The organism is Actinoplanes sp. SE50/110 (assembly GCF_900119315.1).
In the GTDB taxonomy this organism is placed as follows: Bacteria; Actinomycetota; Actinomycetes; order Mycobacteriales; family Micromonosporaceae; genus Actinoplanes.
In genome coordinates this window covers 7,940,751-7,966,645 of the sequence record NZ_LT827010.1, presented here as the reverse complement: position 1 = coordinate 7,966,645, position 25,895 = coordinate 7,940,751, and the positions used below count along the sequence as shown (strand labels likewise).

Sequence of the window (25,895 nt, the reverse complement as noted above, 5' to 3'; positions counted from 1 at the left end):
GCGGGGTCTTCGCTCGCTGTCGCGGCCGCCGCTCGGAGCTCCCGGAGAATAGACGAATCCGCTGGTTGTGGCCTTGGTTCAGGGAGTCGCTAAAGTGTTCCGGTGGATGGATTGATCGTGGTGGACAAGCCCTCGGGGATGACGTCGCATGACGTGGTGGCGCGGATTCGGCGGCTGGCCAAGACCCGACGGGTCGGGCATGGGGGCACGCTCGATCCGATGGCGACCGGTGTGCTGATCATCGGGGTGAATCGGGCGACCCGCCTGCTGACCTATGTGATCGGTGCGGAGAAGAGCTACGCCGCGACGATCCGGCTGGGGGAGGCGACGGTCACCGATGACGCCGAGGGCGAGGTGACCGCGACCGTCCCGGTGGCCGGCGTGGCGGATGCGGCGATCCGCGCCGGGCTGGCCGCGCAGGTCGGGGAGATCGATCAGGTGCCGAGTGCGGTCAGCGCTATCAAGATCAATGGCGAGCGGGCCTACAAGCGGGTGCGGGACGGCGAGACCGTGGCGATTCCGGCTCGCCGGGTGACCGTGTTCCGGCTCGACGTGCTGGACATCCGGCGGCCGGCCGATCGGGACGTGATCGACGTGGACGTCGACGTGACCTGCTCGTCGGGGACGTACATCCGGGCGATCGCGCGGGACCTCGGGACGGCGCTCGGGGTGGGCGGGCATCTGACGGCGCTGCGGCGGACCGCGGTGGGCGCGATGACGCTGGCGGCCGCTTCGACGCTGGAGGAGCTGGCGGAGCGGGCGCCGGACGTGGTGGGGCTGCCGATGGCGGAGGCGGCGCGGCGGGCGTTCCCGCAGCGGGTCGCCGACGAGGAGGAGACCCGGACGCTGCGGCACGGTGGGCCGCTGGCGGCGGTGGGGATCGAGGGGCCGTACGCGGTGTTCGACGCCGACGGCGAGGTGCTGGCGATCGTGAGTGAGCGGGGCGGGCGGGCGCGGGCCGAGATCGTGCTCTCCCCGGCCTAGAGCCGGAGATTCCGGGCGACGGTGGCGACCAGGTCGGCGGCGGCGTAGGGCTTGTCGAGGAAGTCGTCGCAGCCGGCGTCCAGGGCGGCCTTCTGGTCCTGGGGCAGGACGCTGGCGGTGACCGCGACCACCACCGGCTTGGGGCGGTCCGCGGGCGGTGCGCTCTTCAGCTCGCGGGCCAGGGTCAGGCCGTTGCCGTCGGGCAGGTTCAGGTCCAGCAGGATCAGGTCCAGCTCGGTGTCGTGGACCCGGGCGCGGGCCTCGGTGAGGGTGGTGGCGTCGACCAGTTCAGCGTCGCGGACCGCGTCCACGCCGGCCCGGGAGAGGACCGCTTTGACCAGCATCCGGTTCAACTCCTCGTCCTCGACCAACAGGATGCGGTGACTCATCGCCGGTCCTTCCCTGATGACGGTACGGCGCTGCGCAGCGGGACCGCGCCGGCCGGTGGGTGGGCGCCGCCGGCGGTGCGGCGAGCCGCCGGGTGGGCCGGGACCGCCGGGTGGATCGAGGCCGGGTGGTGCGGGATCGCCGGGTGTGCGGTGCCCGGGTGGTGGCCGAGCAGCGGGGCCAGGCTGTCCCAGCCGGCGCCGCCGGCCATCGCCTCGGCGACCACCCCGCCGGCCATCGCGGTGGCGATCAGCGGGGCGGTGTCGCCGGGGGCCCGCTCGGCCAGGGCGGCCGCGCTCAGACCGAGGACCGGGGTGTGCCGGCCGGACGGGTCCTGCTCGATCGCGGCGAGCAGGCTGAAGCCGTCCGCGGACGGGGACTGCATGTCGCAGACGATCAGGTCGAAGTTCTCGGCGCGGCTGCGGGCCAGCCCGTCCCGGCCGTCGGCGCAGGAGACCACGTCGGCGCCGCCGGCCCGCAGACCGTCCTCGATCGCCTGGCGGACCGCGTCGTCGTGGTCGACGACCAGCACCCGTGGGGCCGGGCGGGCGGCGATCGCGTTGGCCAGCGCGTTGAGCAGGGCCGGCTGGTCGACCGGCTTGATGAAGTAGTCGTGCGCGCCGAGGGCCAGGCCGGCCGCGGCCTCGTCCAGGATGCTGGCGAAGAAGACCGGCACGACGGCGAGCGCGGCGTCCGCCTTCAGCCGGCGGATCACCTCCCAGCCGGAGATGCCGGGCAGTTCGACGTCGAGCACGATCGCGTCCGGCTTGTGGGCGCGGGCGACGGCCAGGCCGCTCTCCCCGGTGCCGGCCACCTCCACCCGGTAGCCGGCGTTGCTCAGCTGGGTCTGCATCAGCTCGGCCGAGTGCGGGTCGTCCTCGATGAGCAGCACACACGGGGCGTTCGCCGCACCGGTGGCGCTGGGCCGGGTGACCGGGGCGGCGGGCAGCCGCACCGTGAACGAGCTGCCCTGCCCGGGCGTCGAGCTGAGGGTGATCTCGCCACGCTGCGCCTCGACCAGCCGGCGGGTCAGTGCCAGACCCAGGCCGGTCCCGGCCTGCCGCCGCTCCGGGTCGCCGACCTGCTGGAACTCCTCGAAGACGCGTTCCGCGTCGGTGTCCGCGATGCCCACCCCGGTGTCCGCCACGGTGATCGTGACCTGTTCCCCGGACTCCCCCGTGGTGATCGTCACCATTCCCTCGGCCGGGGTGAACTTGATCGCGTTGGAGAAGAGGTTCTCCAGGATCTGCCGCAGCCGCAGCCGGTCGGCCAGCGCGGTCACCGGGGCGAGCTCGGTCATCACGGTCAGGCGTTTGTCGGCGAACAGCGGGGACAGGCCGGTGAGCAGCTCCTCGATCGCGGTGTCCACCCGGACCGGGGCGACCCGCAGGTCCATCCGGCCGGCCTCCACCTTGGCCAGGTCGAGGATGTCGTTGATCAGGCCGAGCAGGTGCCGGCCGCTGCCGTGGATGTGGTCGACCCAGTCGGCCGGCACCCGGCGGCGGTCACCCTCCGGCTCCTCCAGCCGCATCAGGTCGCTGAAGCCGATGATCGCGTTCAGCGGGGTCCGCAGCTCGTGGCTCATGTTCGCCAGGAAGTTGCTCTTCGCCTCGTTGGCCCGGGTCAGGGCCTCCACCGAGTTGGTCAGCTCGGCGGTCAGCCGGCGTTCCCGCACGGTCACCGCGGACCGTTCGGCGAGCAGCCCGGCGTGCCCGCCGAGCTCGGCGAGCAGGCCCAGGTCGTCGTCGTTGAACAGCCCGCGGTACCGGTTGAACAGCAGCACCCAGCCCTCGATGTCGGGCGGCACCGGCATCCGCAGCGCGGTGACGAAGTCGTCGGCCAGGCCGGCACCGAAATGTCGGAGCAGGGCCGGGTCGCCGTCGCGCAGCGGGCCCGGCCGGCCCAGGGCGGCGCGGATCGGCTCGTCGGGGACGTCCAGCGGCGGACCGGCGTAGCCGATCTGCCACAGCTGACCGTCCGGCCGGGGCAGCAGCACGGCGACCGCGTCGGCCCCGGTCTGCACCCGCATGATCTCGGCGTAGGTCTGCCAGACCGCCTCCGGGGACTCGGCCGGGGCGCGCAGCAGCCGCTCGGTGACCGAGTGCGCGGCCGCGGCCGCGAACAGCCCGCGCAGCCACGCGGGCGGGGCGAAGGCGATCAGGTAGCCCAGTCCGCTGATCAGGGCCAGCACGTGGCTGGCGGTGCGGACGCCGGACACGTGGCCGCCGGAGGCGCCGAGCAGCATGATCATCACGCCGAAGGCGGTGGTGGCGGCCGCGGCGATGGTCAGCCGGGCCCGGTTGGCGCCGGTCCGGCAGCGGGCCGTGTCGTACAGCAGGGCGGCCGCGATGAACTCGACGGACAAAAAATAGGTCGACGCCGCCACCTTGAGCGGGACCGGGACCGGGCGGTGGGCGACCGCCAGCGGTCCGGCCAGCGCCAGGAAGCCGAGCAGGGCCGCGGTGGTCAGTGCCGGCGGCACCCGGCGCAGCCGTCCGGCCAGCCGCAGGGTGAGCACCGGCTGGGCCATCAGGGCGACCGCCGTGAACCCGCCGGCCAGGGCCGGCCGGGTGGCCAGGCTCTGGCGCAGCAGGTCGGCGCAGAAGGCCAGGGTGCACGGCGCGAAGACGAGAGCCACGTCGCGGCGCAGCGGGTCGCGGTGGCGCAGGTATCCGCCGAGCGCGCGCAGGAAGAGGACCGCGAAGGTGAGCTCCGCGGCGAGCAGGACAAGACGGCTCCACTCGACGCTCATATCGGTGCTAATCGTACCGATCCGGGCGCGTCGCAGGGTGGATTAGCGATCGATACGCTATGGCTGACGACGAGGCGGAGGAGCTTTCTCGATGCAGCGGTGGCGGGGATTGGAGTCGGTGCCCGGTGGCTGGGGCCGATCGGTCGTGACCATCGGCGTCTTCGACGGTGTGCACCGTGGCCACCAGGCGATCATCGGGCACGCGGTGAAGCGCGCCCGCGACATGGGTCTGCAGTCGGTGGTGATGACCTTCGACCCGCACCCGTCCGAGGTGGTCCGCCCCGGCTCGCACCCGGCGGTGCTGACCGAGTCGGTGCGCAAGGCCGAGCTGATCGAGCGGCTCGGCGTGGACGCGCTCTGCGTGGTCCCGTTCACCCGGGAGTTCTCCCAGCTGGGTCCGGACGCGTTCGTGCACGACGTGCTGGTCGGGGCGCTGCACGCGGCGGACGTGGTGGTCGGCGACAACTTCCGCTTCGGGCACCGGGCCGCCGGGGACGTGGCGCTGCTGGAGAGCCTGGGGCGCACCTTCGGCTTCACCGTCGAGGAGGCGCCGCTGGTCTCGGCGGACGGCGTGGTGTTCTCGTCGACGTACATCCGCAGTTGTGTCGACGCAGGTGACGTGCGCGCCGCGGCGGCGGCGCTGGGCCGGCCGCACCGCCTGGCCGGCGTGGTCGTCCGGGGCGACCAGCGAGGGCGGGAGCTCGGCTTCCCCACGGCGAACCTGATGACGCACCGCTATGCGGCGGTGCCGGCCGACGGGGTCTACGCCGCGTGGCTGACCCGGGCCGGGGAGAATGCCGGCCGATGGCCCGCCAGTGTTTCGATCGGCACCAATCCCACCTTCGAGGGGCGGGAACGCCGGGTGGAGGCGTATGCGCTCGGTTTCTCGGGTGATCTGTACGGCGAAAGGGTCAGCCTCGATTTCGTCGAGCACTTGCGTGAGCAGCGGAAATACGACGCCATCGAACCATTGGTCGCGCAGATCCGGGCCGACGTGGAAGAGACCCGGGTGTTGCTGCGTTAACCCCCTGGTAGGGTTTGAGTGTCGTCTGAATTATTCGACACCGGTCCCGCTGTGCTCTTGAAGAGCAGGCCTGCCCGACGCCGCGGGCTGCGGGGACACCGTGAATCGGCAACACAGAAGTACGGAGATCATGGCGCTCGATCAAGACACCAAGAACAAGATCATGACGGAGTACGCGACCAAGGAGGGCGACACCGGTTCGCCCGAGGTTCAGGTCGCCATGCTCACCAAGCGGATCGCCGACCTGACCGAGCACCTCAAGCTGCACAAGCACGACCACCACAGCCGTCGTGGTCTGCTGCTGCTCGTCGGCCAGCGCCGCCGCCTGCTGAACTACGTTCAGAAGAAGGACATCGCCCGCTACCGGACGCTCATCGAGCGCCTCGGCCTGCGTCGATAAGTTTCCCTCAGGGAGCGGCCCCGGCCGCTCCCTGACGTAACACCACCCCACGGACCCGCGCGGCTCACACCGGCAGCACCGGTCTCCGGTAGTGGTTCCCAGGCTCACTCCTGGGTACTTCGATCGAAGACCGGCCTCGTTGAAACGCGCTGTAGACCGCCGGGTCCTCGACGAAGAGGAGTACCTCACTTGACAGAGCAGACCGCTCTCGGCACTGAATCTCGCACGGCAGTCATCGACAACGGGTCGTTCGGCACCCGCGAGATCGTCTTCTCCACCGGCCGGCTGGCCAAGCAGGCCGCCGGCTCGGTGATCGTCCAGCTGGGCGACACCACCGTTCTCTCCGCGACCACCGCGAGCAAGGCGCCGAAGGAGCACTTCGACTTCTTCCCGCTGACCGTCGACGTCGAGGAGCGGATGTACGCCGCGGGCCGGATCCCCGGCTCGTTCTTCCGGCGCGAGGGTCGTCCCAGCGAGGACGCCATCCTCACCTGCCGGCTGATCGACCGGCCGCTGCGCCCGTCGTTCACCAAGGGCCTGCGCAACGAGGTTCAGGTCGTCGAGACCATCCTCGCGCTCGACCCGTCCCACCCGTACGACGTGGTCGCGATGAACGCCGCGTCGATGTCCACCAAGCTCTCCGGCCTGCCGTTCAGCGGCCCGGTCGGCTCCACCCGGGTCGCGCACATCGACGGCCAGTGGGTCGCCTTCCCGACCATCGAGGAGCTGGAGCGCGCCACCTTCGACATGGTGGTCGCCGGTCGTGTGACCGCCGAGGGTGACGTCGCGATCATGATGGTCGAGGCCGAGGCCACCCCGCAGGCGGTCAAGCTGATCGCCGCCGGCGCCACCGCGCCGACCGAGGAGGTCGTGGCCAGCGGTCTGGAGGCCGCCAAGCCCGCGATCCGCGAGCTGTGCCGCGCGCAGAGCGAGCTGGCCGACGTCGCCGCCAAGCCGGTCGCCGAGTTCCCGGTCTTCCTGGACTACCAGGATGATGTGTACGCCGCGGTCAGCGACGCGGTGCGCGGCGAGACCGCCGAGGCCCTGAAGATCGCCGCGAAGCAGGAGCGCGAGGAAGCCCTCGACCTGGTCAAGGCGAAGGCGCACGAGCTGCTCGACGAGCGGTTCGAGGGCCGGGAGAAGGAGATCAGCGCGGCGTTCCGCTCGGTCACCAAGGCCGAGGTGCGGCAGCGGGTGCTGCGCGAGCAGGTCCGCATCGACGGCCGTGGCCCGCGTGACATCCGTCCGCTGACCGCGCAGATCGGTGTGCTGCCCCGGGTGCACGGCTCGGCGCTGTTCGAGCGCGGCGAGACCCAGATCCTGGGTGTCACCACGCTGAACATGCTGCGCATGGAGCAGGCGCTGGACACTCTCGCCCCCGAGAAGACCAAGCGCTACATGCACAACTACAACTTCCCGCCGTACTCGACCGGTGAGACCGGCCGGGTCGGCTCGCCGAAGCGCCGCGAGATCGGTCACGGCGCGCTGGCCGAGCGGGCGCTGGTCCCGGTCCTGCCGTCGCGCGAGGAGTTCCCCTACGCGATCCGTCAGGTGTCCGAGGCGCTCGGCTCCAACGGTTCCACCTCGATGGGCTCGGTCTGCGCCTCGACGCTGGCCCTGCTCGCCGCCGGTGTGCCGCTGAAGGCGCCGGTCGCCGGCATCGCGATGGGCCTGATCTCCGACGAGGTCGACGGCAAGACCCAGTACATCGCGCTGACCGACATCCTCGGCGCCGAGGACGCGTTCGGCGACATGGACTTCAAGGTCGCCGGCACCAGCGAGTTCGTCACCGCCCTGCAGCTGGACACCAAGCTCGACGGCATCCCGTCGGACGTGCTGGCCGGCGCGCTGCAGCAGGCGCACGAGGCGCGGGCCACGATTCTCGGCGTGATGAACGCCGCGATCGAGTCCCCGGCCGCGATGAGCGAGCACGCCCCGCGGGTCACCACCGTGAAGATCCCGGTCGACAAGATCGGCATGGTGATCGGCCCGAAGGGTCAGACCATCAACGCGATCCAGGACGAGACCGGCGCCGACATCTCCATCGAGGACGACGGCACGATCTACGTCGGTGCGACCAACGGCCCGGCCGCCGAGGCCGCCGTCGAGCGGATCAACGCGATCGCCAACCCGACCCTGCCGAAGATGGGCGACAAGTTCCTGGGCACGGTGGTGAAGACGGCCGCGTTCGGCGCGTTCATCTCGCTGCTGCCCGGCCGCGACGGCCTGCTGCACATCTCGAAGGTGGGCGACGGCAAGCGGGTCGACAAGGTCGAGGACTTCCTCAACGTCGGCGACCGGGTCGAGGTCCAGATCGCGGACATCGACGCCCGGGGCAAGATCTACCTGGACAAGGTGCGCCCGGAGGGCGAGGAGGCCCCGGCTGCGGCTGCGGCTGCGGCTGCGGACGCCCCGTCGTCCGAGGGTCGCCCGGAGCGGGCCCCGCGGGAGAACCGCGAGGGTGGCGGCGAGCCCCGCCGTCGCCGCTCCCGGCCGGCCGGCGAGCGCCGCGACTAAGCAGTGACGTCCAGCGACCGCGGGCCGGCCGGCAGGCCGGCCCGCGTTTCTACCAGGACCCTGCAGGACGGCGTGAAGAAGACCGTCCTGCCGAGCGGCCTGCGCGTGATCACCGAGGCGATCCCGACCACCCGCAGCGCCGCCCTCGGCGTCTGGGTCGGGATCGGCTCCCGGGACGAGACGCCGGCCATGTCCGGCGCCTCGCACTTCCTGGAGCACCTGCTCTTCAAGGGCACCCACAAGCGCACCGCGCTGCAGATCTCCGCGGAGATCGAGGCGGTGGGCGGCGAGACCAACGCGTTCACCACCAAGGAGTACACCTGCTATTACGCGCGGGTGCTCGACACCGACCTGCCGCTCGCGGTGGACGTGCTGGTGGACGCGGTGGCCGACTCGATCCTCGACCCGGCCGACGTGGAGACCGAACGTGGCGTGATCCTCGAGGAGATCGCCATGCACGAGGACGAGCCCGGTGATGAGGTGCACGACGTCTTCACCGAGGCGATCTACGGCACCCACCCGCTGGGCCGGTTGATCTCCGGCACCCCGGAGTCGGTCACCCCGATGACCCGGAACCAGATCAACAGCTTCTACCGCAAGCGGTACCGGGCGCCGGAGATCGTGGTCGCGGCGGCCGGCAACCTCGACCACGCCACCGTGGTCCGGCTGGTGCGCAAGGCGCTGGCCGGCAGCCCGCTGGACACCGGCCCGGCCGAGCCGGCCCCGCCCCGCCCCGACGGCACCCGGGTCCGCGTGCAGAAACCGCACACCGTGGTGGTGCACCGGGACACCGAGCAGGCGCACATCGTGCTCGGCGCGCCCGGCCTGAGCCGGTACGACGACCGCCGCTTCGCCCTGGGCGTGCTCAACAACGTGCTGGGCGGCGGCATGTCGAGCCGGCTGTTCCAGGAGATCCGGGAGAAGCGTGGCCTGGCCTACTCGGTGTATTCCTACGCCAGCCAGTACGCCGACACCGGTGTCTTCGGCGTCTACGCCGGCTGCGCGCCCGGCAAGGCCCCCGAAGTCCTCGACCTGATCCGCACCGAGCTCGCCCGGGTGGCGGCCGGCGGGATCACCGCCGAGGAACTCGTGCGCGGCAAGGGCATGGTGAAGGGCTCGTACGTGCTGGGCTTGGAGGACACCGGCTCCCGGATGAGCCGGCTCGCCAAGTCCGAGCTGCTGCACGGCGACCTGATGGGCGTCGACGACCTGCTCGCGCGGGTCGACGGGGTGAGCATCGCCGACGTCGGCGAGGTGGCCGGGGCCCTGCTGTCCCGGGAACACTCGCTGGCCGTGGTGGGCCCGTTCGACGAGGGCGACTTCCCGCCCGGCTGACCGGCCTGCCGGTACGTTAGGTTGACGCTGTGACTGACGTGCTCGAACCCATCCGTGTCGGTGTTCTCGGCGCCCGGGGCCGCATGGGCCTCGAGGTGTGCAAGGCCGTCGACGGCGCCCCCGACCTCGACCTGGTGGCGCTCGTCGACCACGACGACACGCTGCAGGCGGCCGCCGAGGCCGGCGCTCAGGTGCTGGTCGACTTCACCAACCCGGGCGTCGTCATGGACAACCTGCGCTGGGCCGTCGAGCAGGGCATCCACGTCGTGGTCGGCACCTCCGGCTTCACCGAGGAGCGGCTCGCGCAGGTCCGCGGCTGGCTCGCCGGCAGGCCGGAGGTGGGCGTCGTGATCGCCCCCAACTTCGGCATCGGCGCGATCCTGATGATGCAGTTCGCGGCCCGCGCCGCCCGCTACTTCGACTCGGTGGAGATCATCGAGCAGCACCACCCGCGCAAGCTCGACGCGCCCAGCGGCACCGCGACACACACCGCCCGGCTGATCGCCGAGGCGCGCAAGGCGGCGAACTGCCCGCCGATGCCGGACGCGACCGAGGACGAGGTGGACGGCGCGCGCGGGGCGGACATCGACGGGGTGCGGATCCACTCGGTGCGGGCGGCCGGGCTGGTGGCGCATCAGGAGGTGCTCTTCGGGCAGGCCGGGGAGACGCTGACCATCCGGCACGATTCGTTGGACCGCTCGTCGTTCATGCCGGGGGTGCTGCTCGCGGTCCGCGCGGTCGTCGACCGGCCGGGCCTGACGCTGGGTCTCGACGAGCTGGTTTCCTGATTCTGCCGATCACGATCATCATGTCGCACGCCGCGACCGACAACTGATCGCTGCCCCGCCGCTTCCGGTCACGGCGCTTCGGGGCGCGTGAAACGCCGCCGGTGACGAGGCGACCGATCTCCTGACGCCCGCGGGGTTTGCCGGTGGCGGGAAAATGGGTCGCCTCGGCACCGGCTACCAGGCGTTTTGCCGCGGAGCGAAGCGGGCCAGCCAGTTCAGCGCCCCGGGACGGAATCGCCGCACCGTACTGCCGGTGGGCGGTCACCGCAGGCGGGACCACCCCTGGCGAGGACGACACGTGCAGCCCACCGCGACGCGGGTGGGCGGGCGGCAACCGGTCACAAAATCTGGTCTTTGGAGACTAGACATTCTCGCGGAGGCCGGTTATTGTTTCTCTCGTTGGTAACGAAGATCGGTTGAAGACGCCGACGTGACAGGCCGAGCGTCGAAGCAGGGCCCGGAGTTCTCGTGGCTCGCTCGGTAACTGCGGTGGAGTCACATCACCGCATGCAAGAGGGCACGTGCAGGACAAGACCTTGACGTAATTCCAGGTCACGGCAACCGCAGGCGGGGCCGGTGCAAGGTTCAGGGCTCAGCCTGATGCAGCAGGGATCCACCGCACATGTCCGGGGCCATGAAGTCGCGTGGGGCTCCGGCATCGGAGGACAGCACTGTAGATGTTGGTAAGTAGAGGAAAGGGAGGGTTTGACGCCGTTGGATCGCCCGCCATCAGGACGTGTTTTCCGTTCTGGGGTGGACACCGTGGTCACTTTGAACGTGAGGTGGTCTCAGGTCACGCTTATGCGATCCTCGCACCGCCTGCTGATAGCGGCGGGGTGCGGAAAAGAGAACCCGATGAACCTGTCGGTGGATGGTGTATTGAACCCGTAACCCTGGGCCCCGGCGCGTTCTGCGCCGGGGCCCTCATTCATGAAGAAGGAATGTATGGCCCAACCCGACGACATGCTCAACGACGACGATTACCCCGCCTACACCATGGGCCGCGCCGCCGACATCGTCGGCGCCTCGCAGGACTTCCTGCGCCGCCTCGACGAAGCGAAACTGATCATCCCGTTCCGCTCCGCCGGCGGGCACCGCCGCTACTCCCGCCATCAGCTGCGCCTGGCCGCGCGGGCCCGGGAGATGGTCGACCGGGGCACCGCTCTGGAAGCCGCCTGCCGGATCATCATCCTCGAAGACCAGCTCAAGGAAGCCCTTCAGCATCGCCGTGACCACGAGCGCCGCCAGCAGGCCGGCGCCGCCTGATCCCACGTCGTACGGTCCTTCGCCACCCCGGGAAGGACCGTCTGCTGCCCCGGAATCCGCGGATGCCGCGCCCTCGCGGCGTCCGCAGTGCAGGAGCTCACGTGGGCCGGCCCGGGCCTCCCGCCCGTTCTGTGCTATGGTCTGGGTGTTGCAGTTTTGATTTCCGTAAGACGTTTCCAGCGCCTGATGGGTTATCTGAAACCCGTCCAGGCGCTTTTTCGTTGTTGTCGTGTCGATGCGGCGCGGGCGATCAACGCGGCGGCGTACGGGGTCCGCACACCGCGGTCTCCTCTCAGCCTGCGAAGGAGCAGACATGGCTACCGGCATCGTGAAGTGGTTCAACGCCGACAAGGGCTTCGGCTTCATCACCCCGGACGGCGGCGGCGCCGACGTCTTCGCCCACTTCTCGGCGATCGCGACGAGCGGCTTCCGCAGCCTCGACGAGAACCAGAAGGTGGAGTTCGACATCACCCAGGGCCAGAAGGGCCCGCAGGCGGAGAACATCCGCCCGCTCTGATCCACAGCTTTTCACCGAACGGCGGCCCGACTGGTTCAGCGGGCCGCCGTTCGGCGTTTCCGCGAGCGGTGGTCATGCCCGTTTCCCGGAGCGGCTACCGCCATCGGTGGCCGGCGCAGCGGCCGGCGCTCGGTCGGCTTGCTAGGTCAGCGCGACGTGGAGGCGGAGCTGGGGGACCAGCATGTCGTCGACGTCCAGGGCTCGGCCGGCGCCGTCGGGGGCCCAGCCGGCGGAGTCCAGGAACTTGCGCATGGCCGTGTCGGAGTCGTAGACCCAGGCGACGGCCGAGCTGAAGGCGTCCTCGCGCCACAGGTCGACGGCCGCCGCGAGCAGGCGGCTGCCGTGGCCACGCCGGCCCCAGCGGGGCTCGACCAGCAGGTCGGTGACCGCGGCGACGGTGTCCGGCAGCGGCGGCTCCTCCGGGGCGAGGGCCTGCTCGTCGGCCGGCCCGGCCGCCGCGAACCCCACCACGTGATCGTGCTCGCCCTGCTCGACCGCGATCAGCACCCGGTGCCGGCCGGTCGGCGGCGTGGTGATCGCCTCGGTCCAGACGCCGGCCAGCACCGCCTCGTCGAGCTGGGCGAGCACGTGCGCCGGGAACATCCGGCGGTAGGCGCTGCGCCACGTGACGAGCTGGATGCGCGCGATCTCACCGGCGTCCTCGGGACGCGCGGGACGGACGAAGCCGAGAGCCATGGCGGCAGCCTACAGAGGACCGCGGTAGCGCAGCTTCGGCAGTTCGATCCCGGCCGCGGCCCGGTGTGTCGCGGGCACCCCGTCGGTGGTCATCCCGGCTCGCTCGTAGAAGCGCCGGGCCCGCTCGTTGGCGGCCAGTACCCAGAGCCGCACCTCCGGGTAGCCGGCCTCGGCCAGGACCCGGCGGCTCTCGTCGAACAGTCGCCACCCGGCGTCGGTGCCCCAGGAGTCCGGGTCGGCATAGATGGCATACAGCTCGGCGAGCGCCGGATCCTCCCGGTCCGGCCCGAAACTGGAGAACCCCACGATCCGACCGTCCCGCTCGGCGACCAGGGTGTGCACCTCCGGCTTCGCCGCCATCGCCCGCCGGCGCTGGGCGAAGACCGCCGGGTCCAGCGCGGCCAGATGCTCGGCGGGCAGGAGCCCGGCATAACTGGCCCGGGTGCTCCGCACGTGCACCGCGGCCGCCGCCTCGATGTCGGCATCGGTCTGCGGCCGGACCGACGTCACGGTGCTGCCGGCCGGAGTCGCGGGGTTCGTCGATGGCGTCACCCGACGAACTTTGTCACACCCCTGGCCTAGGGTGCTTCTCGATGACCAGTCTCGAGACGATCTCCGTCGCCCAGGCCCGCCGCATCACGCTGGCCGCGCAGGGGTTCACCGACCCCAAGCCGGGTGGCGCCACCGATCTGCGCCACCTGCGCCGGGTGCTGCGCCGCCTGCACCTGATCCAGATGGACTCGGTGAACGTGTTGCAGCGCGCCCACTTCATGCCGCTCTACAGCCGTCTCGGGCCCTATCCGGCCGATCTGCTGGAGCGCGCGGCCTATCAGCGGCCCCGGGAGCTGTTCGAGTTCTGGGGGCACGAGGCCTCGCTGATCCGGGCCGACCTGCAGCCGCTGTTCCGCTGGCGGATGGCGCGCGCCGGGGAGAGTGCGTGGGGCACCATGCGCCGGATCGTCGCCGAGCAGCCCGACCTGGTCGCCTGGGTGCTCGACGAGGTCCGCCGCCGCGGCCCGATCACGGCGAACGAGATCGAGCACGACGCGCCGCGCCGCAAGGACCACTGGGGATGGAACTGGTCGGTGGTCAAGCAGGCGCTGGAGTGGCTGTTCTGGAGCGGCCAGGTCACCGCGGCCGAGCGCACCACGTCGTTCGCCCGGCGCTACGACCTGCCCGAGCGGGTGCTGCCGGGGGCCGTGCTGGCCGCGCCCACCCCGGAGCCGGCCGAGGCGTTCCGCGCCCTGGTCGAGCTCTCCGCCCGGGCGCTGGGCGTCGCCGCCGAGCCCGAGCTGCGCGACTACTTCCGGCTGCCCACCGCGGCGGCTCGCACCGCGCTCGCCGAGCTGGTCGAGGCGGGGGTGCTGCGCCCGGTCACGGTCCGCGGCTGGAAACCGGTGGCCTATCTGCACCGGGACGCGAAACTCCCGCGCCGGGTCGACGTGGCCACCCTGGTCAGCCCGTTCGACCCGCTGATCTGGCAGCGGGACCGGACCGAGCGGCTGTTCGACATGACGTACCGGATCGAGATCTATGTCCCGAAACCGCAGCGTCGCTACGGCTACTACGTGCTGCCGTTCCTGTCCGGCGACCGGTTCGCGGCCCGTGTCGATCTGAAGGCGAACCGGCAGGCCGGCGTCCTGGAGGTGCCGGCCGCCTGGCTGGAGCCGTCCGCCGACCGGGACGCGACCGCCGGGGCGCTGGCCGCCGAGCTGCGCCGCCTGGCCCTGTGGCTGGGCCTGGACGCGGTCGCGGCCCCGGTCGCGGGCGACTTCGCCGACCCGCTGACCGCGGCGCTGAAGGAGCTGTGACCAGCCGCGGCGGTGAATCCGGCGCGGTGCGCGGTGTAGCGTGGCGCTCATGAGCACCGTCCTCCCGCCGTGGCTGGAGGCCCAGCCGCTGCAGGGTCCGCCGGTCCCGCCCGGCTGGCCGGCATATCGCCATGACGCCGGCCCGCCGCCCGACCGGATCACCCGCTTCTTCGACCGGCTGGCCGCCCGCTCCCCGATGTGGCTGGCCCCGCTCGTGGTGCTGGCCTGCATGGGCGGCGCGGTCGGCTACACGCTGCTCACCGACCCGGTGCATGCCGAGGCCGGCGCGGAGCCCACGTGTCTGCTGAAATACACGACCGGCTTCGTCTGCCCGGGTTGCGGCGGGACCCGCGCCGCGTGGTATCTGCTGCACGGGAACCTGCCGGCCGCGGCCCGGCACCACGCGATCTTCGTGTTCGCGGTGCCCTTCCTGCTGTACATGTATGTGGCCTGGGCCGGGCAGCGGCTGTTCCGCTGGCGGATTCGGCAACTCACGGTCAGTCCGGCCGTGATGATCACGTTCATGGCGGTCTGGGTGGTCTGGAGCGTGCTGCGCAACCTTCCCTGGGCGCCGTTCACCGCTTTCTACGTGTGACCGGGCCGTCCGATAGGTTGTCAGGTATGACGCACGACCCGCGGCCGTTCGGACGGCTGCTGACCGCCATGGTGACCCCGTTCACCCCGGACGGCTCGCTGGATCTGGAGGGTGCGGCCCGCCTGGCCGTTCACCTCGTCGACGAGCAGCGCAACGACGCGCTCGTGGTCAGCGGCACCACCGGTGAGTCCCCGACCACGACCGACGCGGAGAAGGACGCGCTGCTGCGTGCCGTGGTCGAGGCGGTCGGTGACCGGGCCCGGGTCGTGGCCGGGGTGGGTACCAACAACACCGCCCACACGATCGAGCTGGCGCACGCCGCGGAGAAAGCCGGCGCGCACGGCCTGCTCGTGGTCACTCCGTACTACAACAAGCCCCCGCAGGCCGGGGTGCTGCGGCATTTCACCGCGGTGGCGGACGCGGCCGGGCTGCCGATCATGGCCTACGACATCCCGCACCGGGCCGGCACGGCGATCGCCACCGAGACCCTGGTGCGGATGGCCGAGCACGAGCGGATCGTCGCGGTCAAGGACGCCAAGGGTGACCTGATCGCCAGCTCCTGGGTGCTGAGCCGGACCGATCTGGCCTTCTATTCGGGCGACGACGCGGCCACCCTGCCGCTGCTCTCGATCGGCGGGGTGGGCCTGGTCGGCACCTCCTCGCACTTCACCGGCGTGCTGGCGAAAGAGATGATCGAGGCGTACGAGAAGGGTGACACCGCCACCGCGCTGGCCCGGCACCGCGCGGCTCTCCCCCTGTTCACCGGCATTTTCCGGTCCCCGGGGACGATCCTGGTGAAGGCCGGGCTGAACGCGTCCGGCCTGCCCGCGGGCCCGGTCCGCTCGCCGCTGGTGGACGCGAGTGACGAGGAATTGATCCAACTGCGCCAGGACGCCGCCGCGGCCGGCATCGTGCTCTGACAGGAAGAGGCGAATGAGTCACGCTCACGTGGAGCTGGGTCCGCCGCCGCCGCTGCCGGAGGGCGCCCTGCGCGTCATTCCGCTCGGCGGTCTCGGCGCCATCGGCCGCAACATGACGGTGCTGGAGTTCGACGGCAAACTGCTGGTGATCGACTGCGGGGTGCTCTTCCCCGACGTCGAGCAGCCGGGTGTCGATCTGATCCTGCCCGACTTCGGCCCGATCCTGGACCGGCTCGAGGACATTCAGGCGATCGTGCTGACCCACGGTCACGAGGACCACATCGGTGCGGTCCCCTACCTGCTGGCCCACAAGCCGGACATCCCGCTGGTCGGCTCGGAGTTCACGCTGGCCCTGGTCGAGGCGAAACTGGCCGAGCGCCGGCTGGACCCGTACACGTTGACCGTGCGGGAGGGCGGCATCGAGCGGCTCGGCCCGTTCGAGTGCGAGTTCTTCGCGGTCAACCACTCCATCCCGGACGCGCTGGCGGTGGCCGTGCGCACCCCCGCCGGCCTGCTGCTGCACACCGGCGATTTCAAGATGGACCAGGTGCCGCTGGACGGCCGGATCACCGACCTGGCCGGGTTCGCCCGGCTCGGCGGCGAGGGCATCGACCTGCTGCTCTCCGACTCGACGAACGCCGAGGTGCCCGGTTTCGTGGCGCCGGAGCGGGACATCGGCCCGGTGCTGAGCCGGATCTTCGGCAAGGCCAAGGGCCGGATCATCGTGGCCAGCTTCGCCTCCCACGTGCACCGCGTCCAGCAGGTGATGGACGCGGCCTGGGAGTACGACCGCAAGGTCGCGCTGATCGGCCGCTCGATGGTCCGCAACATGGGCATCGCCCGGGACCTGGGCCTGCTGCGCATCCCGGACGGCCTGCTGGTCGGTCTGGACGAGGCCACCCACCTGCCGCCCGACGAGATCGTCTTCATGTCGACCGGGTCGCAGGGCGAGCCGATGAGCGCCCTGGGCCGGATGTCCACCGGCGACCACCGGCACATCACGATCACCTCGGGCGACACCGTGGTGCTGGCCAGTTCGCTGGTGCCCGGCAACGAGACCTCGGTCTACCGGGTGATCAACCAGTTGTCCCGGGCCGGCGCGACCGTGGTGCACAAGGAGACGGCGAAGGTGCACGTCTCCGGGCACGCCCCGGCCGGCGAGCTGCTCTACCTGCTGAACGTGACCCGCCCCAGCAACCTGATGCCGGTGCACGGCGAGTGGCGGCATCTGCGCGCCCACGCCCAGCTGGGCATCGAGTCCGGAGTGGCCGCCGACCGGGTGGTGCTCTGCGAGGACGGCGACGTGGTCGACCTGGTCGAGGGCCACGCCCGGGTGGTCGGTCGGGTCCGCAGCCGCTACGTCTACGTGGACGGCCTGGCGGTCGGTGACGTGAGCGAGTCGCTGCTGACCGAGCGGCGGATCCTGGGCGACGGCGGATTCATCGCGGCCACCGTGGTGATCGACTCGGTGACCGGCAAGGTGGTCGGCGAACCGAGCATCTCGGCGAAGGGCTTCTCCGAGGACCCGGACGCGTTCAATCCGGTGATTCCGCTGCTCACCGCGGCCCTGCACCGGTCGGCGGAGGACGGCATCACCGACACCCACCAGCTGCAGCAGGTGGTGCGGCGCACGGTCGGCCGCTGGGTGAACGACGCGTATCGGCGCCGTCCGATGATCGTCCCGACGGTCGTCGAGGTTTAAAGGTGTCTTAAGGCTTCATCCGTTTTCGCACGAGCTGCGTACTCCCTGGCACGGTGCCGCCCCCACGGCACCCGTGGCGGAGGGAGTTCTCCAGATGCAGCGCAGATCGATCGCCGTAGCTGCGGCGGTGGTGGCGGCGACCGCGGCGGCGGTCGCCTTCACCCTGCCGTCGCTGGCCGGCACGACGCCGACCGGCGGCAGTGGCGCGACGAAGGCGAGCGGGGGTGTTTCCCCGGAACTGCTCGCCGCGATGAAGCGTGACCTGGGGCTCGACGCGAACCAGGCGGCCACCCGGCTGAAGCGGTCGAAGTGGGCCGGCGGGGTGACCGCGACCCTGGCCGCGACCACCGGCGACAGCTACGGCGGGGCGTGGCTCGCGTCCGACGGCACCACGCTGAAGGTGGCGGTGACCGACGCGGCCGCGGCCCGGAAGGTGAAGGCCGCGGGCGCCGTGCCGGTGCTGGTCAAGCGCAGCGAGGCACAGCTGGACGCGGCCAAGGGCCGGCTGGACGCGCAGGTGAAGTCGGCCGCCGGTCTGACCGGGTGGTATGTCGACGCACCCACCAACAAGCTGGTCGTCGTGGCACGGCCGGGTCAGAAGGCGGCCGCGCAGGCGCTGGCGAAGCGGGCCGGGGTGGCTACCGACGCGGTCACCGTGCAGGTCAGCAACCGGCTGCCGAAGCCGCTGTTCGACGTGCGCGGCGCCGACCCGTACTTCATCTCGCTGGACGGCGGCACCGCCCGCTGCTCGATCGGGTTCTCGGTGGAGGGCGGCTTCGTGACCGCCGGACACTGCGGCACCCCGGGCACCAAAACCAGCGGCTTCAACAACCAGGCGCAGGGCGTGGTGAAGGCTTCCGTCTTCCCGGGCAACGCCGACATGGGCTTCGTCGAGGTCAACGGCCAGTGGACGCCGCGTCCGGTGGTCAACGACTTCAAGGGCAACGAGCTTCCGGTGGGCGGCAGCACCGAGGCCCCGATCGGCGCGGCGATCTGCCGGTCCGGGTCGACCACCGGCACGCACTGCGGCACGATCCTGGCGAAGAACCAGACGGTGCGCTATCCGGAGGGTTCGGTGACCGGCCTGACCCGCACCGATGTCTGCGCCGAGGGTGGCGACTCGGGCGGTCCGTGGCTCTCCGGCGACCAGGCCCAGGGGGTCACCTCGGGTGGGTCCGGTGACTGCACGGCCGGCGGCGAGACGTTCTTCCAGCCGGTCAACGAGATCCTGGCGGCCAACAACCTGAAGCTGCTGACCACCGGCGGCGGCGACGGGGGCGGGGCGACCGCCGCGCCGAGCGACAGCGCGACCGCCGCGCCCAGCGAGGCCCCGTCCGAGGCCCCGGGCGGCAACGGTGACGGCACCGCGAACGCCTGCGCCGGCCTGGCCGTGCAGCGCCAGGGCTCGCTCAGCAAGGCCGGTACCGCGCAGGCCCAGCCGGACGGCGGCGCCTTCCGGGCCCGGGCCGGCCGGCACGTCGCCTGCCTGAGCGCGCCGGCCGGGTCGACCTTCGACCTGGTGCTGCAGCGGCTGCAGAACGGCCGGTTCAAGACGGTGGCCAAGGCGGCCGCGGACGGCACGCTGAGCGTCAGTGAGCGCTCGGGCACCTTCCGGTACGTCGTGGTGGCCACCTCCGGCACCGGCGACTACACGCTGGGCTTCAACGTGCAGTAGGCGCCCGCGTACCGCCGCCATCAGAACCGGGGGAGGCCGGGGCCGTGACCGGCCCCGGCCTCCCTGTCGGTCAGCTCTGTCCGTTGCGCCATTCGCCCAGGGCGTCGCCGAGCCGGCACCCGGTGGCGATGCCGCAGAGCAGCACCTGGTCGAGTTGTTCCGGGGTGACGCCGCGTTCCCAGTCGGTCGACACCTCGCCCACCACGACGGCCGCGCCGTCGTCGGTGACCTGCACGTATGCCTTGGGCCAGAGCTGGTCGCGGTTCCACGTGTTGCAGAACTCGTAGAGCCTGGGCACGTCCTCGACGGTGAAGACATGCTGCATCATCGCGCGGATCTGCAGCATCTCCTTGTTCGCGCCGAGCCGGAAGAAATAGATCAGGTTTCCCTGGAAGTTGCCGGCGATGTCGCCGTCCGCGTCCACGAAGTACGCGAACCCGCGCGCGTCCAGAGCGGCCTTGATCATCTCGTTGTCGAGTGATTGCACTTGGTGATCTTAATCGCCGAAAAGCGAGGAAGGGTCACGGTGTGCCTTCTCGATGGATGTGGCGGGTCGGGCTACCGTGTCACCCATGGCGGGCCGTACTCCTCCGGCGAGCCGGGGCCGCGCCGCGTCAACGCCGCGCGGTGCCGCTACCTCGCGTGCCCGGCAACCGGCTCGTCAGCCGGCCAAGAAGGCCGCGGCCCCGCGCAAGCGGACGGCGGCCACGGCGAAACGGGCGGCGCCCCCGCCGATGGTCGGCCCGGCGGTCGGCCGGGGGATCAGCGCGGTCTGGATGGGCCTGGCGACGAGTGTCGGCTGGGTCGCCCGGGGCGCCGGCCGCAACGCCCGCAACATCGGCCCGGAGCACCGCCGCGACGGCGCCGGTCTGCTGCTGCTCGGCTTCTCGATCCTGACCGCGGTCGCGGTCTGGGGCCGGGGCGCCGGCCCCGTCGGCCAGCGGCTGGCCGACGCGGTGCACCTGTTCTTCGGCGGCCTCGGGGTCCTGCTGCCACTGCTGTTCTTCTACGGCGCGATCCGGCTGATGCGTCAGCCGGCCGACCCGGAGCACCGCGGTCGCAACCCGGTCGGCTGGTCGGCGATCATCATCGCCATCGCGAGCCTGCTCTACATCTCCGGGCCCAAGGGCGACGACGTCGCGCTGACCGGCAACGGCGGCCTGCTCGGCTACGGGGTCGGCTCGGTGCTGGAGCGGGCGGTCAGCGTCTGGGTGGCGGTGCCGCTGCTGATCCTGCTGTTCGTCTTCGGCCTGCTGGTGATCACGGCGACCCCGATCAACCGGATCCCGGAGCGGTTCGTGCTGCTCGGCGAGCTGGTGACCGGGCGCAACCGGCCGGTCCTCGAGGACGACGTCGAGGACGACCCGGTGGCGGAGGACGAGGAGGCGCGGCCGGCGAGGGCGCGCCGGCGCAAGCCGTCCCCGGTGGTCCCGCTCGACGAGATGCTGGAGCCCGAGGAGCCCGACGAGGACCTCATCCTGCACGACACGGTCGTCCTGCCCAAGGTGCCGGCCACCCGCCGCAAGCCGCCACCGCCCGACCACTCGCCGGCCCCGGTCAAGGTCGAGCAGCTGGAGATCTCCGCGGTGGACAGCGGCGACTACCAGCGGCCGCCGGTCAGCCTGCTCGCCGAGGGCGCCCCGGCGAAGGCCCGCAGCCGCGCCAACGACGAGATCATGGCGGCGCTCACCGGCGTCTTCGAACAGTTCAACGTGGACGCGGTGGTCACCGGCTTCACCCGTGGGCCGACCGTCACCCGCTACGAGGTGGAGATCGGCCCGGGCACCAAGGTGGAGCGGATCACCCAGCTGTCGCGCAACATCGCGTACGCGGTGAAATCGCCCGACGTGCGGATCCTCTCGCCGATCCCGGGCAAGAGCGCGGTCGGTGTGGAGATCCCGAACACCGACCCGGAGAACGTGTCGCTCGGCGACGTGCTGCGCTCCCCGCTGGCCCAGCGCGACCACCACCCGATGGTGGTCGCCCTCGGCAAGGACATCGAGGGCGGCTTCGTCACCGCGAACCTGGCCAAGATGCCGCACATCCTGATCGCCGGCGCGACCGGTGCCGGCAAGTCCAGCTGCCTCAACTCGCTGCTGGTGTCGCTGCTCACCCGGGCCACCCCGGATCAGGTGCGGCTGCTGCTGGTCGACCCGAAACGGGTGGAGATGACGGCGTACGAGGGGATCCCGCACCTCGTCACGCCGATCGTCACCAACCCGAAGAAGGCCGCGGACGCCCTGGAGTGGGTGGTCCGCGAGATGGACATGCGCTACGACGACCTGGCCGCCAACGGGGTCCGGCACATCGACGACTTCAACCGCAAGGTCCGCAACGGCGAGATCACCGCGCCGCCCGGCAGCGAGCGGGTGATCAAGCCGTACCCGTACCTCCTGGTGATCGTCGACGAGCTGGCCGACCTGATGATGGTCGCCCCGCGCGACGTCGAGGACTCGGTCGTCCGGATCACCCAGCTGGCCCGGGCCGCCGGCATCCACCTGGTGCTGGCCACCCAGCGGCCGTCGGTCGACGTGGTCACCGGCCTGATCAAGGCGAATGTGCCGTCCCGGCTGGCCTTCGCCACCTCGTCGCTGGCCGACTCCCGGGTCATCCTGGACCAGCCTGGCGCGGAGAAACTGCTGGGTCGCGGCGACGGCCTGTTCCTGCCGATGGGCGCCTCCAAACCGACTCGCATCCAGGGCGCCTGGGTGGACGAGAAGGAGATCGCGGCGGTCGTCAAGTTCTGCAAGGACCAGCGCGAGCCGGAGTTCCAGGAGGGTGTCACCGACGCGCCGCCGACGAAGAAGCGGGAGATCGACGAGGAGATCGGCGACGACCTCCAGCTGTTGATCCAGGCGATCGAGCTGGTGGTGACCAGCCAGTTCGGGTCGACGTCGATGCTGCAGCGCAAGCTGCGGGTGGGGTTCGCCAAGGCCGGCCGACTGATGGACCTGATGGAGACCCGGGGAATCGTGGGCCCGTCGGAGGGCTCCAAGGCCCGGGATGTACTCATCAAACCGGACGAGCTGGAAGAATCGCTTGCCGCCCTCAAGGTGGACTGACGGCAGAGTCAACTTCGGCAGATCCATGTCGCACGCTGCGGCCGATAACTGATCGCCGCTCCCGCCGCTCCCGGTTGCGGCGATTTTGGCCGCTGGCGCGTCCAGGACAAATCGCCGCAACCTACCGTCCGTGGGTGGTCTCTGAAAGAACTGGGGCCGGGAACGGGGCACGGAAGGTGAAGGCCTCCGGGGTGGAGCCGTCGGCGCGGAGGCGGTCGAGGCGGTCGAGGCCCTGCTGCAGGGTGGGGAGATCGCCGGCCGGGAGCCACCAGAGGACCAGGGCGGCGTCCGGGCCGTGGGGGTGGAACCACTCGCGGCGGCGGCGCAGATAGTCCAGGTGGTCGCTCTGGTAGGCGTATGCCCGCAGATGCGCGGGGGTCTCCCAGACCGACATGGTGTAGATCCGGCCGGGGTCGGCGTCGGTGGCGATGGTGCCGTCGCCGTCGTCGCCGATCAGGCGCCAGACGAAGCCGGGGGAGCGGTCGGCCAGCTCGTTCATCAGGGTCAGGCCGGCGACGAACTCGGCCATCGACGGGTCGGCCAGCGGGGCGCGCAGCCGCGCGGTGTTGATCTGGGCCAGGTGGAAGGCGCTCATGAGTCCCAGCTCACCAGCCCGCCGTTCTAAAGTCAATCAGTTTGCTTTTTACACAGAGCGACACAGCAGCGGCCGGGGGCGGCGTCCATCCGGGCCTGCCACCCGGCGTCCAGGCCGGCGCCGGTCAGCAGGCCGTCGACCATGGCCAGGTTCATCCCGCAGATCACCGGGGGGAACTGCTCGGCCAGCCGGTGGAACGGGCAGTTCCGCAGCTCGATCCGCTCCGGGCCGTCCGCCACCGGGCCGTAGCCGTGCCCGGCCAGCACCTCGAACACGTCCCCCTCGGCCGCCGCGGCCCGCTCGCCGTGACGGCGGGCCACCCGGTTCAGCGTCTCCTCGGCGCCGGTCTCCTCCAGTGCCTCGGCCAGCAGCTCGGCCGCCGTGCGGTAGGCACGCGGCGGCACGCTGACCACGTGCTCGGCGGTGGCCACCCGGTACAGCTTCGCCGGCCGTCCGGCGCCCGGCCCGGTACGGCCCGACCGGCGCGCGTACGACGTCTCCAGCAGCCCGGCGGCCACCAGCTTGTCCAGGTGGAACGCGGCCAGCGTGCGCCCGACCCCGAGCGCCTCGGCCACCTCGTCGCGTCCGACCGGGGCGCGGGACGCGGCCACCGTCCGGTACGCCTGCCGCCGCACGCCGTCGGCGAGGCTGGTCACCGCGTCGAGATCGCCGAGGTCCTCCGAAGTCGTCACCCGACCATCGTATTGTCAATGTGACTTGGTGCTAGAGCTTGGCTGTCCGGGGGACGGCCATCCCCCGGCGGCCCGGTAACCTTGGCGGGTGTCTGTAACTCCTCCTCCTTCTCGCCGTGTCGCCCTCCTCACCCTGGGCTGTGCCCGTAACGAGGTCGACTCGGAAGAGCTCGCCGCCCGCCTCGACGCCGAGGGCTGGGAGGTCGGCACCGACGCGGCGAAAGCCGACGTGGTGCTCGTCAACACCTGCGGCTTCGTGGAGAAGGCGAAACAGGACTCGATCGACACCCTGCTCGCCGCGGCCGACACCGGCGCCAAGGTGGTCGCCGCCGGCTGCATGGCCGAGCGGTACGGCCGGGAGCTCGCGGAGAACCTGCCCGAGGCCGACGCGGTGCTCGGCTTCGACGACTACACCGACATCGCCACCCGGCTGAACGGGGTGCTGGCCGGCGAGAAATTCGACGCGCACACCCCGCGGGACCGCCGCGAGCTGCTGCCGATCACCCCGGTGCAGCGGCACGCGGCCAAGGTGGTCGTCCCCGGCCACGCGACCGTCGACGAGCACACCCCGGCCCACCTGCGCAAGGTGCTGCGCCGCCGGCTCGACAACAGCCCGGTCGCCTCGCTCAAACTGGCCAGCGGCTGCGACCGGCGCTGCGCGTTCTGCGCGATCCCGGCGTTCCGTGGCGCGTTCGTCTCCCGCGACCCGCAGGAGCTGCTCGCCGAGGCCGAGTGGCTGGCCCGGACCGGCGTTCGCGAGCTCGTCCTGGTGAGCGAGAACTCCACGTCGTACGGCAAGGATCTGGGCGACCCGCGCCTGCTGGAGAAACTGCTCCCGCAGCTGGCCGCGGTCGACGGCATCGTCCGGGTCCGGGCGAGCTATCTGCAGCCCGCCGAGACCCGCCCCGGCCTGGTCGAGGCGATCGCCGGCACGCCCGGCGTCGCGGCCTACTACGACCTGTCCTTCCAGCACTCCAGCGAGCCGGTGCTGCGCCGGATGCGCCGGTTCGGCTCCACCGAGCGCTTCCTGGAGCTGCTCGACTCGGCGCGCCGGCTGGCCCCGGAGGCCGGTGCCCGGAGCAACTTCATCGTCGGCTTCCCCGGCGAGACCCGGCAGGACGTGGACGAGCTGGTCCGCTTCCTGACCGAGGCGCGCCTCGACGCGATCGGCATCTTCGACTACAGCGACGAGGACGGCACCGAGGCCGCCGGCCTGCCCGGCAAGGTCCGCCCGGAGACCGTCAAGCGGCGGTACGACCGGGTGGTGGCGCTCGCCGAGGAGCTCTGCGCCCAGCGCGCCGAGGACCGGCTCGGCAGCATCGTCGAGGTGCTCGTCGACACGATCGACGACGGCGAGATCGAGGGCCGGGCCGAGCACCAGGCCCCCGAGGTGGACGGCTCCACCACGCTGGTCGCCGGCGACCAGGGGGTCGACCTGGCCGCGCTGCGCCCCGGCGACCTGGTGCGTGCCCGGGTCACCGGCACCGAGGGGGTCGACCTGATCGCCGTGCCCACCGAGATGATCTCCGCCGCGCAGGCCGACCGGTGACCGACGAGCCGGTTCCGGTGGCCGCACCCCGCGTGGTGTCGCTCTACAACGCGGCGAACGCGCTGACCGTGGTCCGGCTCATCCTCGTTCCGGTCTTCCTGGCCCTGGTGGTCGCCTCCCGGATGACCGACCACGACTGGCGGGTCGGCGCGTGCCTGGCCTTCTGCGTGGCCTCGGCGACCGACTTCGTGGACGGGTGGATCGCCCGCCGGTGGCACCTGGTCACCTCGTTCGGCAAGATCGCCGACCCGATCGCGGACAAGGCGCTGACCGGCACCGCGCTGGTCCTGCTCTCCGCGTACGACGTGCTGCCCTGGTGGATCACGGTGCTGATCCTGGCCCGGGAGTGGGGGGTGACGGCGCTGCGGTTCTGGGTCATCCGGTACGGGGTGATTCCCGCGTCGCGGGGCGGCAAACTCAAGACCGGGCTGCAGACGCTGGCGATCGTCTGGTACCTGTGGCCGGTCCCGGCGCCGTTCGACGTGGTGGGCCCCTGGGTGATGTACGCGGCGCTGCTGGTCACCGTGGCCACCGGGTTCGACTACGTGGTGCAGGCGCTGCGCCTGCGACGTACCGCCGGCGTCTGATGGTTTAAACGCGGCCGATCTGCCCATATCGGGATCAGTTG

The 25,895-nt window shown here is 71.4% G+C and carries 23 protein-coding genes; 16 read left to right on the top strand and 7 right to left on the bottom strand.

Annotated elements, in window-relative coordinates; genetic code table 11:
- Positions 1 to 138: 138 nt before the first annotated feature.
- Positions 139 to 984, top strand: a complete 846-nt coding sequence (truB, locus tag ACSP50_RS35490) for a tRNA pseudouridine(55) synthase TruB (RefSeq protein WP_052311807.1) — start codon at positions 139 to 141, stop codon at positions 982 to 984.
- Here truB and ACSP50_RS35485 read toward each other — a convergent pair.
- Together ACSP50_RS35485 and ACSP50_RS35480 are read right to left on the bottom strand one after the other, a co-directional pair.
- A complete protein-coding gene (locus ACSP50_RS35485) occupies positions 981 to 1,373 on the bottom strand; it encodes a response regulator (RefSeq protein WP_014694152.1) in 393 nt (130 codons plus the stop codon). The two genes, truB and ACSP50_RS35485, sit on opposite strands and share 4 nt — an antisense overlap.
- Entirely contained in the window at positions 1,370 to 4,123 is a 2,754-nt protein-coding gene (locus ACSP50_RS35480) for a response regulator (protein ID WP_014694151.1), read from the bottom strand. Before ACSP50_RS35480 ends, ACSP50_RS35485 begins: the two co-directional genes overlap by 4 nt.
- Before the next feature lie 91 nt (positions 4,124 to 4,214).
- On the opposite strand from ACSP50_RS35480, the gene ACSP50_RS35475 reads away from it, so the two are divergent.
- From ACSP50_RS35475 to ACSP50_RS35445, 7 genes are all read left to right on the top strand, one after another.
- Entirely contained in the window at positions 4,215 to 5,147 is a 933-nt protein-coding gene (locus tag ACSP50_RS35475) for a bifunctional riboflavin kinase/FAD synthetase (protein ID WP_014694150.1), read from the top strand.
- A gap of 130 nt (positions 5,148 to 5,277) precedes the next feature.
- On the top strand, positions 5,278 to 5,547 hold the full coding sequence (gene rpsO, locus ACSP50_RS35470; RefSeq protein ID WP_014694149.1) for a 30S ribosomal protein S15: 270 nt from the start codon (positions 5,278 to 5,280) through the stop codon (positions 5,545 to 5,547).
- A gap of 189 nt (positions 5,548 to 5,736) precedes the next feature.
- Complete coding sequence (locus ACSP50_RS35465) at positions 5,737 to 8,064, top strand: polyribonucleotide nucleotidyltransferase (RefSeq protein WP_014694148.1); 2,328 nt, start codon at positions 5,737 to 5,739, stop codon at positions 8,062 to 8,064.
- A gap of 3 nt (positions 8,065 to 8,067) precedes the next feature.
- Entirely contained in the window at positions 8,068 to 9,399 is a 1,332-nt protein-coding gene (locus ACSP50_RS35460; protein WP_043512829.1) for a pitrilysin family protein, read from the top strand.
- Positions 9,400 to 9,482: 83 nt separating this feature from the next.
- On the top strand, positions 9,483 to 10,187 hold the full coding sequence (dapB, locus tag ACSP50_RS35455) for a 4-hydroxy-tetrahydrodipicolinate reductase (RefSeq protein ID WP_014694146.1): 705 nt from the start codon (positions 9,483 to 9,485) through the stop codon (positions 10,185 to 10,187).
- A 945-nt stretch (positions 10,188 to 11,132) separates the two neighbouring features.
- Entirely contained in the window at positions 11,133 to 11,453 is a 321-nt protein-coding gene (locus ACSP50_RS35450) for a MerR family transcriptional regulator (RefSeq protein WP_014694145.1), read from the top strand.
- A gap of 313 nt (positions 11,454 to 11,766) precedes the next feature.
- The gene (locus ACSP50_RS35445; RefSeq protein WP_014694144.1) at positions 11,767 to 11,970 is read left to right on the top strand and encodes a cold-shock protein; all 204 of its coding nucleotides are present in this window, start codon (positions 11,767 to 11,769) and stop codon (positions 11,968 to 11,970) included.
- A gap of 141 nt (positions 11,971 to 12,111) precedes the next feature.
- Here the strand turns inward: ACSP50_RS35445 and ACSP50_RS35440 are convergent, their stop codons facing one another.
- Complete coding sequence (locus ACSP50_RS35440; RefSeq protein ID WP_014694143.1) at positions 12,112 to 12,666, bottom strand: GNAT family N-acetyltransferase; 555 nt, start codon at positions 12,664 to 12,666, stop codon at positions 12,112 to 12,114.
- 9 nt (positions 12,667 to 12,675) lie between these two features.
- Positions 12,676 to 13,218 (bottom strand): GNAT family N-acetyltransferase, encoded by a 543-nt coding sequence (locus ACSP50_RS35435; protein WP_052311806.1) that lies wholly within the window; start codon positions 13,216 to 13,218, stop codon positions 12,676 to 12,678.
- 41 nt (positions 13,219 to 13,259) lie between these two features.
- Here ACSP50_RS35435 and ACSP50_RS35430 point away from each other — a divergent pair, with 41 nt between their 5' ends.
- From ACSP50_RS35430 to ACSP50_RS35410, 5 genes are all read left to right on the top strand, one after another.
- Entirely contained in the window at positions 13,260 to 14,477 is a 1,218-nt protein-coding gene (locus tag ACSP50_RS35430; protein WP_014694141.1) for a winged helix-turn-helix domain-containing protein, read from the top strand.
- A gap of 49 nt (positions 14,478 to 14,526) precedes the next feature.
- Positions 14,527 to 15,072, top strand: a complete 546-nt coding sequence (locus ACSP50_RS35425; RefSeq protein ID WP_014694140.1) for a DUF2752 domain-containing protein — start codon at positions 14,527 to 14,529, stop codon at positions 15,070 to 15,072.
- A gap of 26 nt (positions 15,073 to 15,098) precedes the next feature.
- Positions 15,099 to 15,992 carry a 4-hydroxy-tetrahydrodipicolinate synthase gene (dapA, locus tag ACSP50_RS35420; RefSeq protein ID WP_014694139.1) on the top strand — a complete coding sequence of 298 codons (894 nt, stop codon included), beginning with the start codon at positions 15,099 to 15,101 and terminating at the stop codon, positions 15,990 to 15,992.
- Between the two features lie 13 nt (positions 15,993 to 16,005).
- Entirely contained in the window at positions 16,006 to 17,694 is a 1,689-nt protein-coding gene (locus tag ACSP50_RS35415; protein ID WP_014694138.1) for a ribonuclease J, read from the top strand.
- 94 nt (positions 17,695 to 17,788) lie between these two features.
- Positions 17,789 to 19,369 carry a S1 family peptidase gene (locus ACSP50_RS35410; protein WP_014694137.1) on the top strand — a complete coding sequence of 527 codons (1,581 nt, stop codon included), beginning with the start codon at positions 17,789 to 17,791 and terminating at the stop codon, positions 19,367 to 19,369.
- A 70-nt stretch (positions 19,370 to 19,439) separates the two neighbouring features.
- Here the strand turns inward: ACSP50_RS35410 and ACSP50_RS35405 are convergent, their stop codons facing one another.
- Positions 19,440 to 19,856 carry a YbjN domain-containing protein gene (locus ACSP50_RS35405; protein ID WP_052311805.1) on the bottom strand — a complete coding sequence of 139 codons (417 nt, stop codon included), beginning with the start codon at positions 19,854 to 19,856 and terminating at the stop codon, positions 19,440 to 19,442.
- Between the two features lie 85 nt (positions 19,857 to 19,941).
- Between ACSP50_RS35405 and ACSP50_RS35400 the strand changes: the two genes are divergently transcribed.
- Positions 19,942 to 22,431 carry a DNA translocase FtsK gene (locus ACSP50_RS35400; protein ID WP_043512821.1) on the top strand — a complete coding sequence of 830 codons (2,490 nt, stop codon included), beginning with the start codon at positions 19,942 to 19,944 and terminating at the stop codon, positions 22,429 to 22,431.
- Positions 22,432 to 22,552: 121 nt separating this feature from the next.
- Here the strand turns inward: ACSP50_RS35400 and ACSP50_RS35395 are convergent, their stop codons facing one another.
- Both ACSP50_RS35395 and ACSP50_RS35390 read right to left on the bottom strand, forming a co-directional pair.
- A complete protein-coding gene (locus ACSP50_RS35395; RefSeq protein WP_014694134.1) occupies positions 22,553 to 23,026 on the bottom strand; it encodes a DUF3291 domain-containing protein in 474 nt (157 codons plus the stop codon).
- Positions 23,027 to 23,058: 32 nt separating this feature from the next.
- A complete protein-coding gene (locus ACSP50_RS35390) occupies positions 23,059 to 23,718 on the bottom strand; it encodes a metalloregulator ArsR/SmtB family transcription factor (protein WP_014694133.1) in 660 nt (219 codons plus the stop codon).
- Between the two features lie 88 nt (positions 23,719 to 23,806).
- On the opposite strand from ACSP50_RS35390, the gene rimO reads away from it, so the two are divergent.
- Both rimO and pgsA read left to right on the top strand, forming a co-directional pair.
- Positions 23,807 to 25,267 carry a 30S ribosomal protein S12 methylthiotransferase RimO gene (gene rimO, locus ACSP50_RS35385; RefSeq protein WP_014694132.1) on the top strand — a complete coding sequence of 487 codons (1,461 nt, stop codon included), beginning with the start codon at positions 23,807 to 23,809 and terminating at the stop codon, positions 25,265 to 25,267.
- Complete coding sequence (gene pgsA, locus ACSP50_RS35380; protein WP_014694131.1) at positions 25,264 to 25,854, top strand: CDP-diacylglycerol--glycerol-3-phosphate 3-phosphatidyltransferase; 591 nt, start codon at positions 25,264 to 25,266, stop codon at positions 25,852 to 25,854. Before rimO ends, pgsA begins: the two co-directional genes overlap by 4 nt.
- Positions 25,855 to 25,895: the final 41 nt, after the last annotated feature.

Excerpts from the sequence above, each read along its gene's own strand:
- ACSP50_RS35450 (WP_014694145.1), top strand. The coding sequence starts at position 11,133 with ATGGCCCAACCCGACGACATGCTCAACGACGACGATTACCCCGCCTAC.
- ACSP50_RS35475 (WP_014694150.1), top strand. The coding sequence starts at position 4,215 with ATGCAGCGGTGGCGGGGATTGGAGTCGGTGCCCGGTGGCTGGGGCCGA.
- ACSP50_RS35415 (WP_014694138.1), top strand. The coding sequence starts at position 16,006 with ATGAGTCACGCTCACGTGGAGCTGGGTCCGCCGCCGCCGCTGCCGGAG.
- dapA (WP_014694139.1), top strand. The coding sequence starts at position 15,099 with ATGACGCACGACCCGCGGCCGTTCGGACGGCTGCTGACCGCCATGGTG.
- rpsO (WP_014694149.1), top strand. The coding sequence starts at position 5,278 with ATGGCGCTCGATCAAGACACCAAGAACAAGATCATGACGGAGTACGCG.
- ACSP50_RS35400 (WP_043512821.1), top strand. The coding sequence starts at position 19,942 with ATGGCGGGCCGTACTCCTCCGGCGAGCCGGGGCCGCGCCGCGTCAACG.
- ACSP50_RS35395 (WP_014694134.1), bottom strand. The coding sequence starts at position 23,026 with ATGAGCGCCTTCCACCTGGCCCAGATCAACACCGCGCGGCTGCGCGCC.
- ACSP50_RS35425 (WP_014694140.1), top strand. The coding sequence starts at position 14,527 with ATGAGCACCGTCCTCCCGCCGTGGCTGGAGGCCCAGCCGCTGCAGGGT.
- ACSP50_RS35485 (WP_014694152.1), bottom strand. The coding sequence starts at position 1,373 with ATGAGTCACCGCATCCTGTTGGTCGAGGACGAGGAGTTGAACCGGATG.
- truB (WP_052311807.1), top strand. The coding sequence starts at position 139 with ATGACGTCGCATGACGTGGTGGCGCGGATTCGGCGGCTGGCCAAGACC.
- ACSP50_RS35440 (WP_014694143.1), bottom strand. The coding sequence starts at position 12,666 with ATGGCTCTCGGCTTCGTCCGTCCCGCGCGTCCCGAGGACGCCGGTGAG.
- ACSP50_RS35410 (WP_014694137.1), top strand. The coding sequence starts at position 17,789 with ATGCAGCGCAGATCGATCGCCGTAGCTGCGGCGGTGGTGGCGGCGACC.
- ACSP50_RS35430 (WP_014694141.1), top strand. The coding sequence starts at position 13,260 with ATGACCAGTCTCGAGACGATCTCCGTCGCCCAGGCCCGCCGCATCACG.
- ACSP50_RS35445 (WP_014694144.1), top strand. The coding sequence starts at position 11,767 with ATGGCTACCGGCATCGTGAAGTGGTTCAACGCCGACAAGGGCTTCGGC.
- ACSP50_RS35480 (WP_014694151.1), bottom strand. The coding sequence starts at position 4,123 with ATGAGCGTCGAGTGGAGCCGTCTTGTCCTGCTCGCCGCGGAGCTCACC.
- dapB (WP_014694146.1), top strand. The coding sequence starts at position 9,483 with ATGGGCCTCGAGGTGTGCAAGGCCGTCGACGGCGCCCCCGACCTCGAC.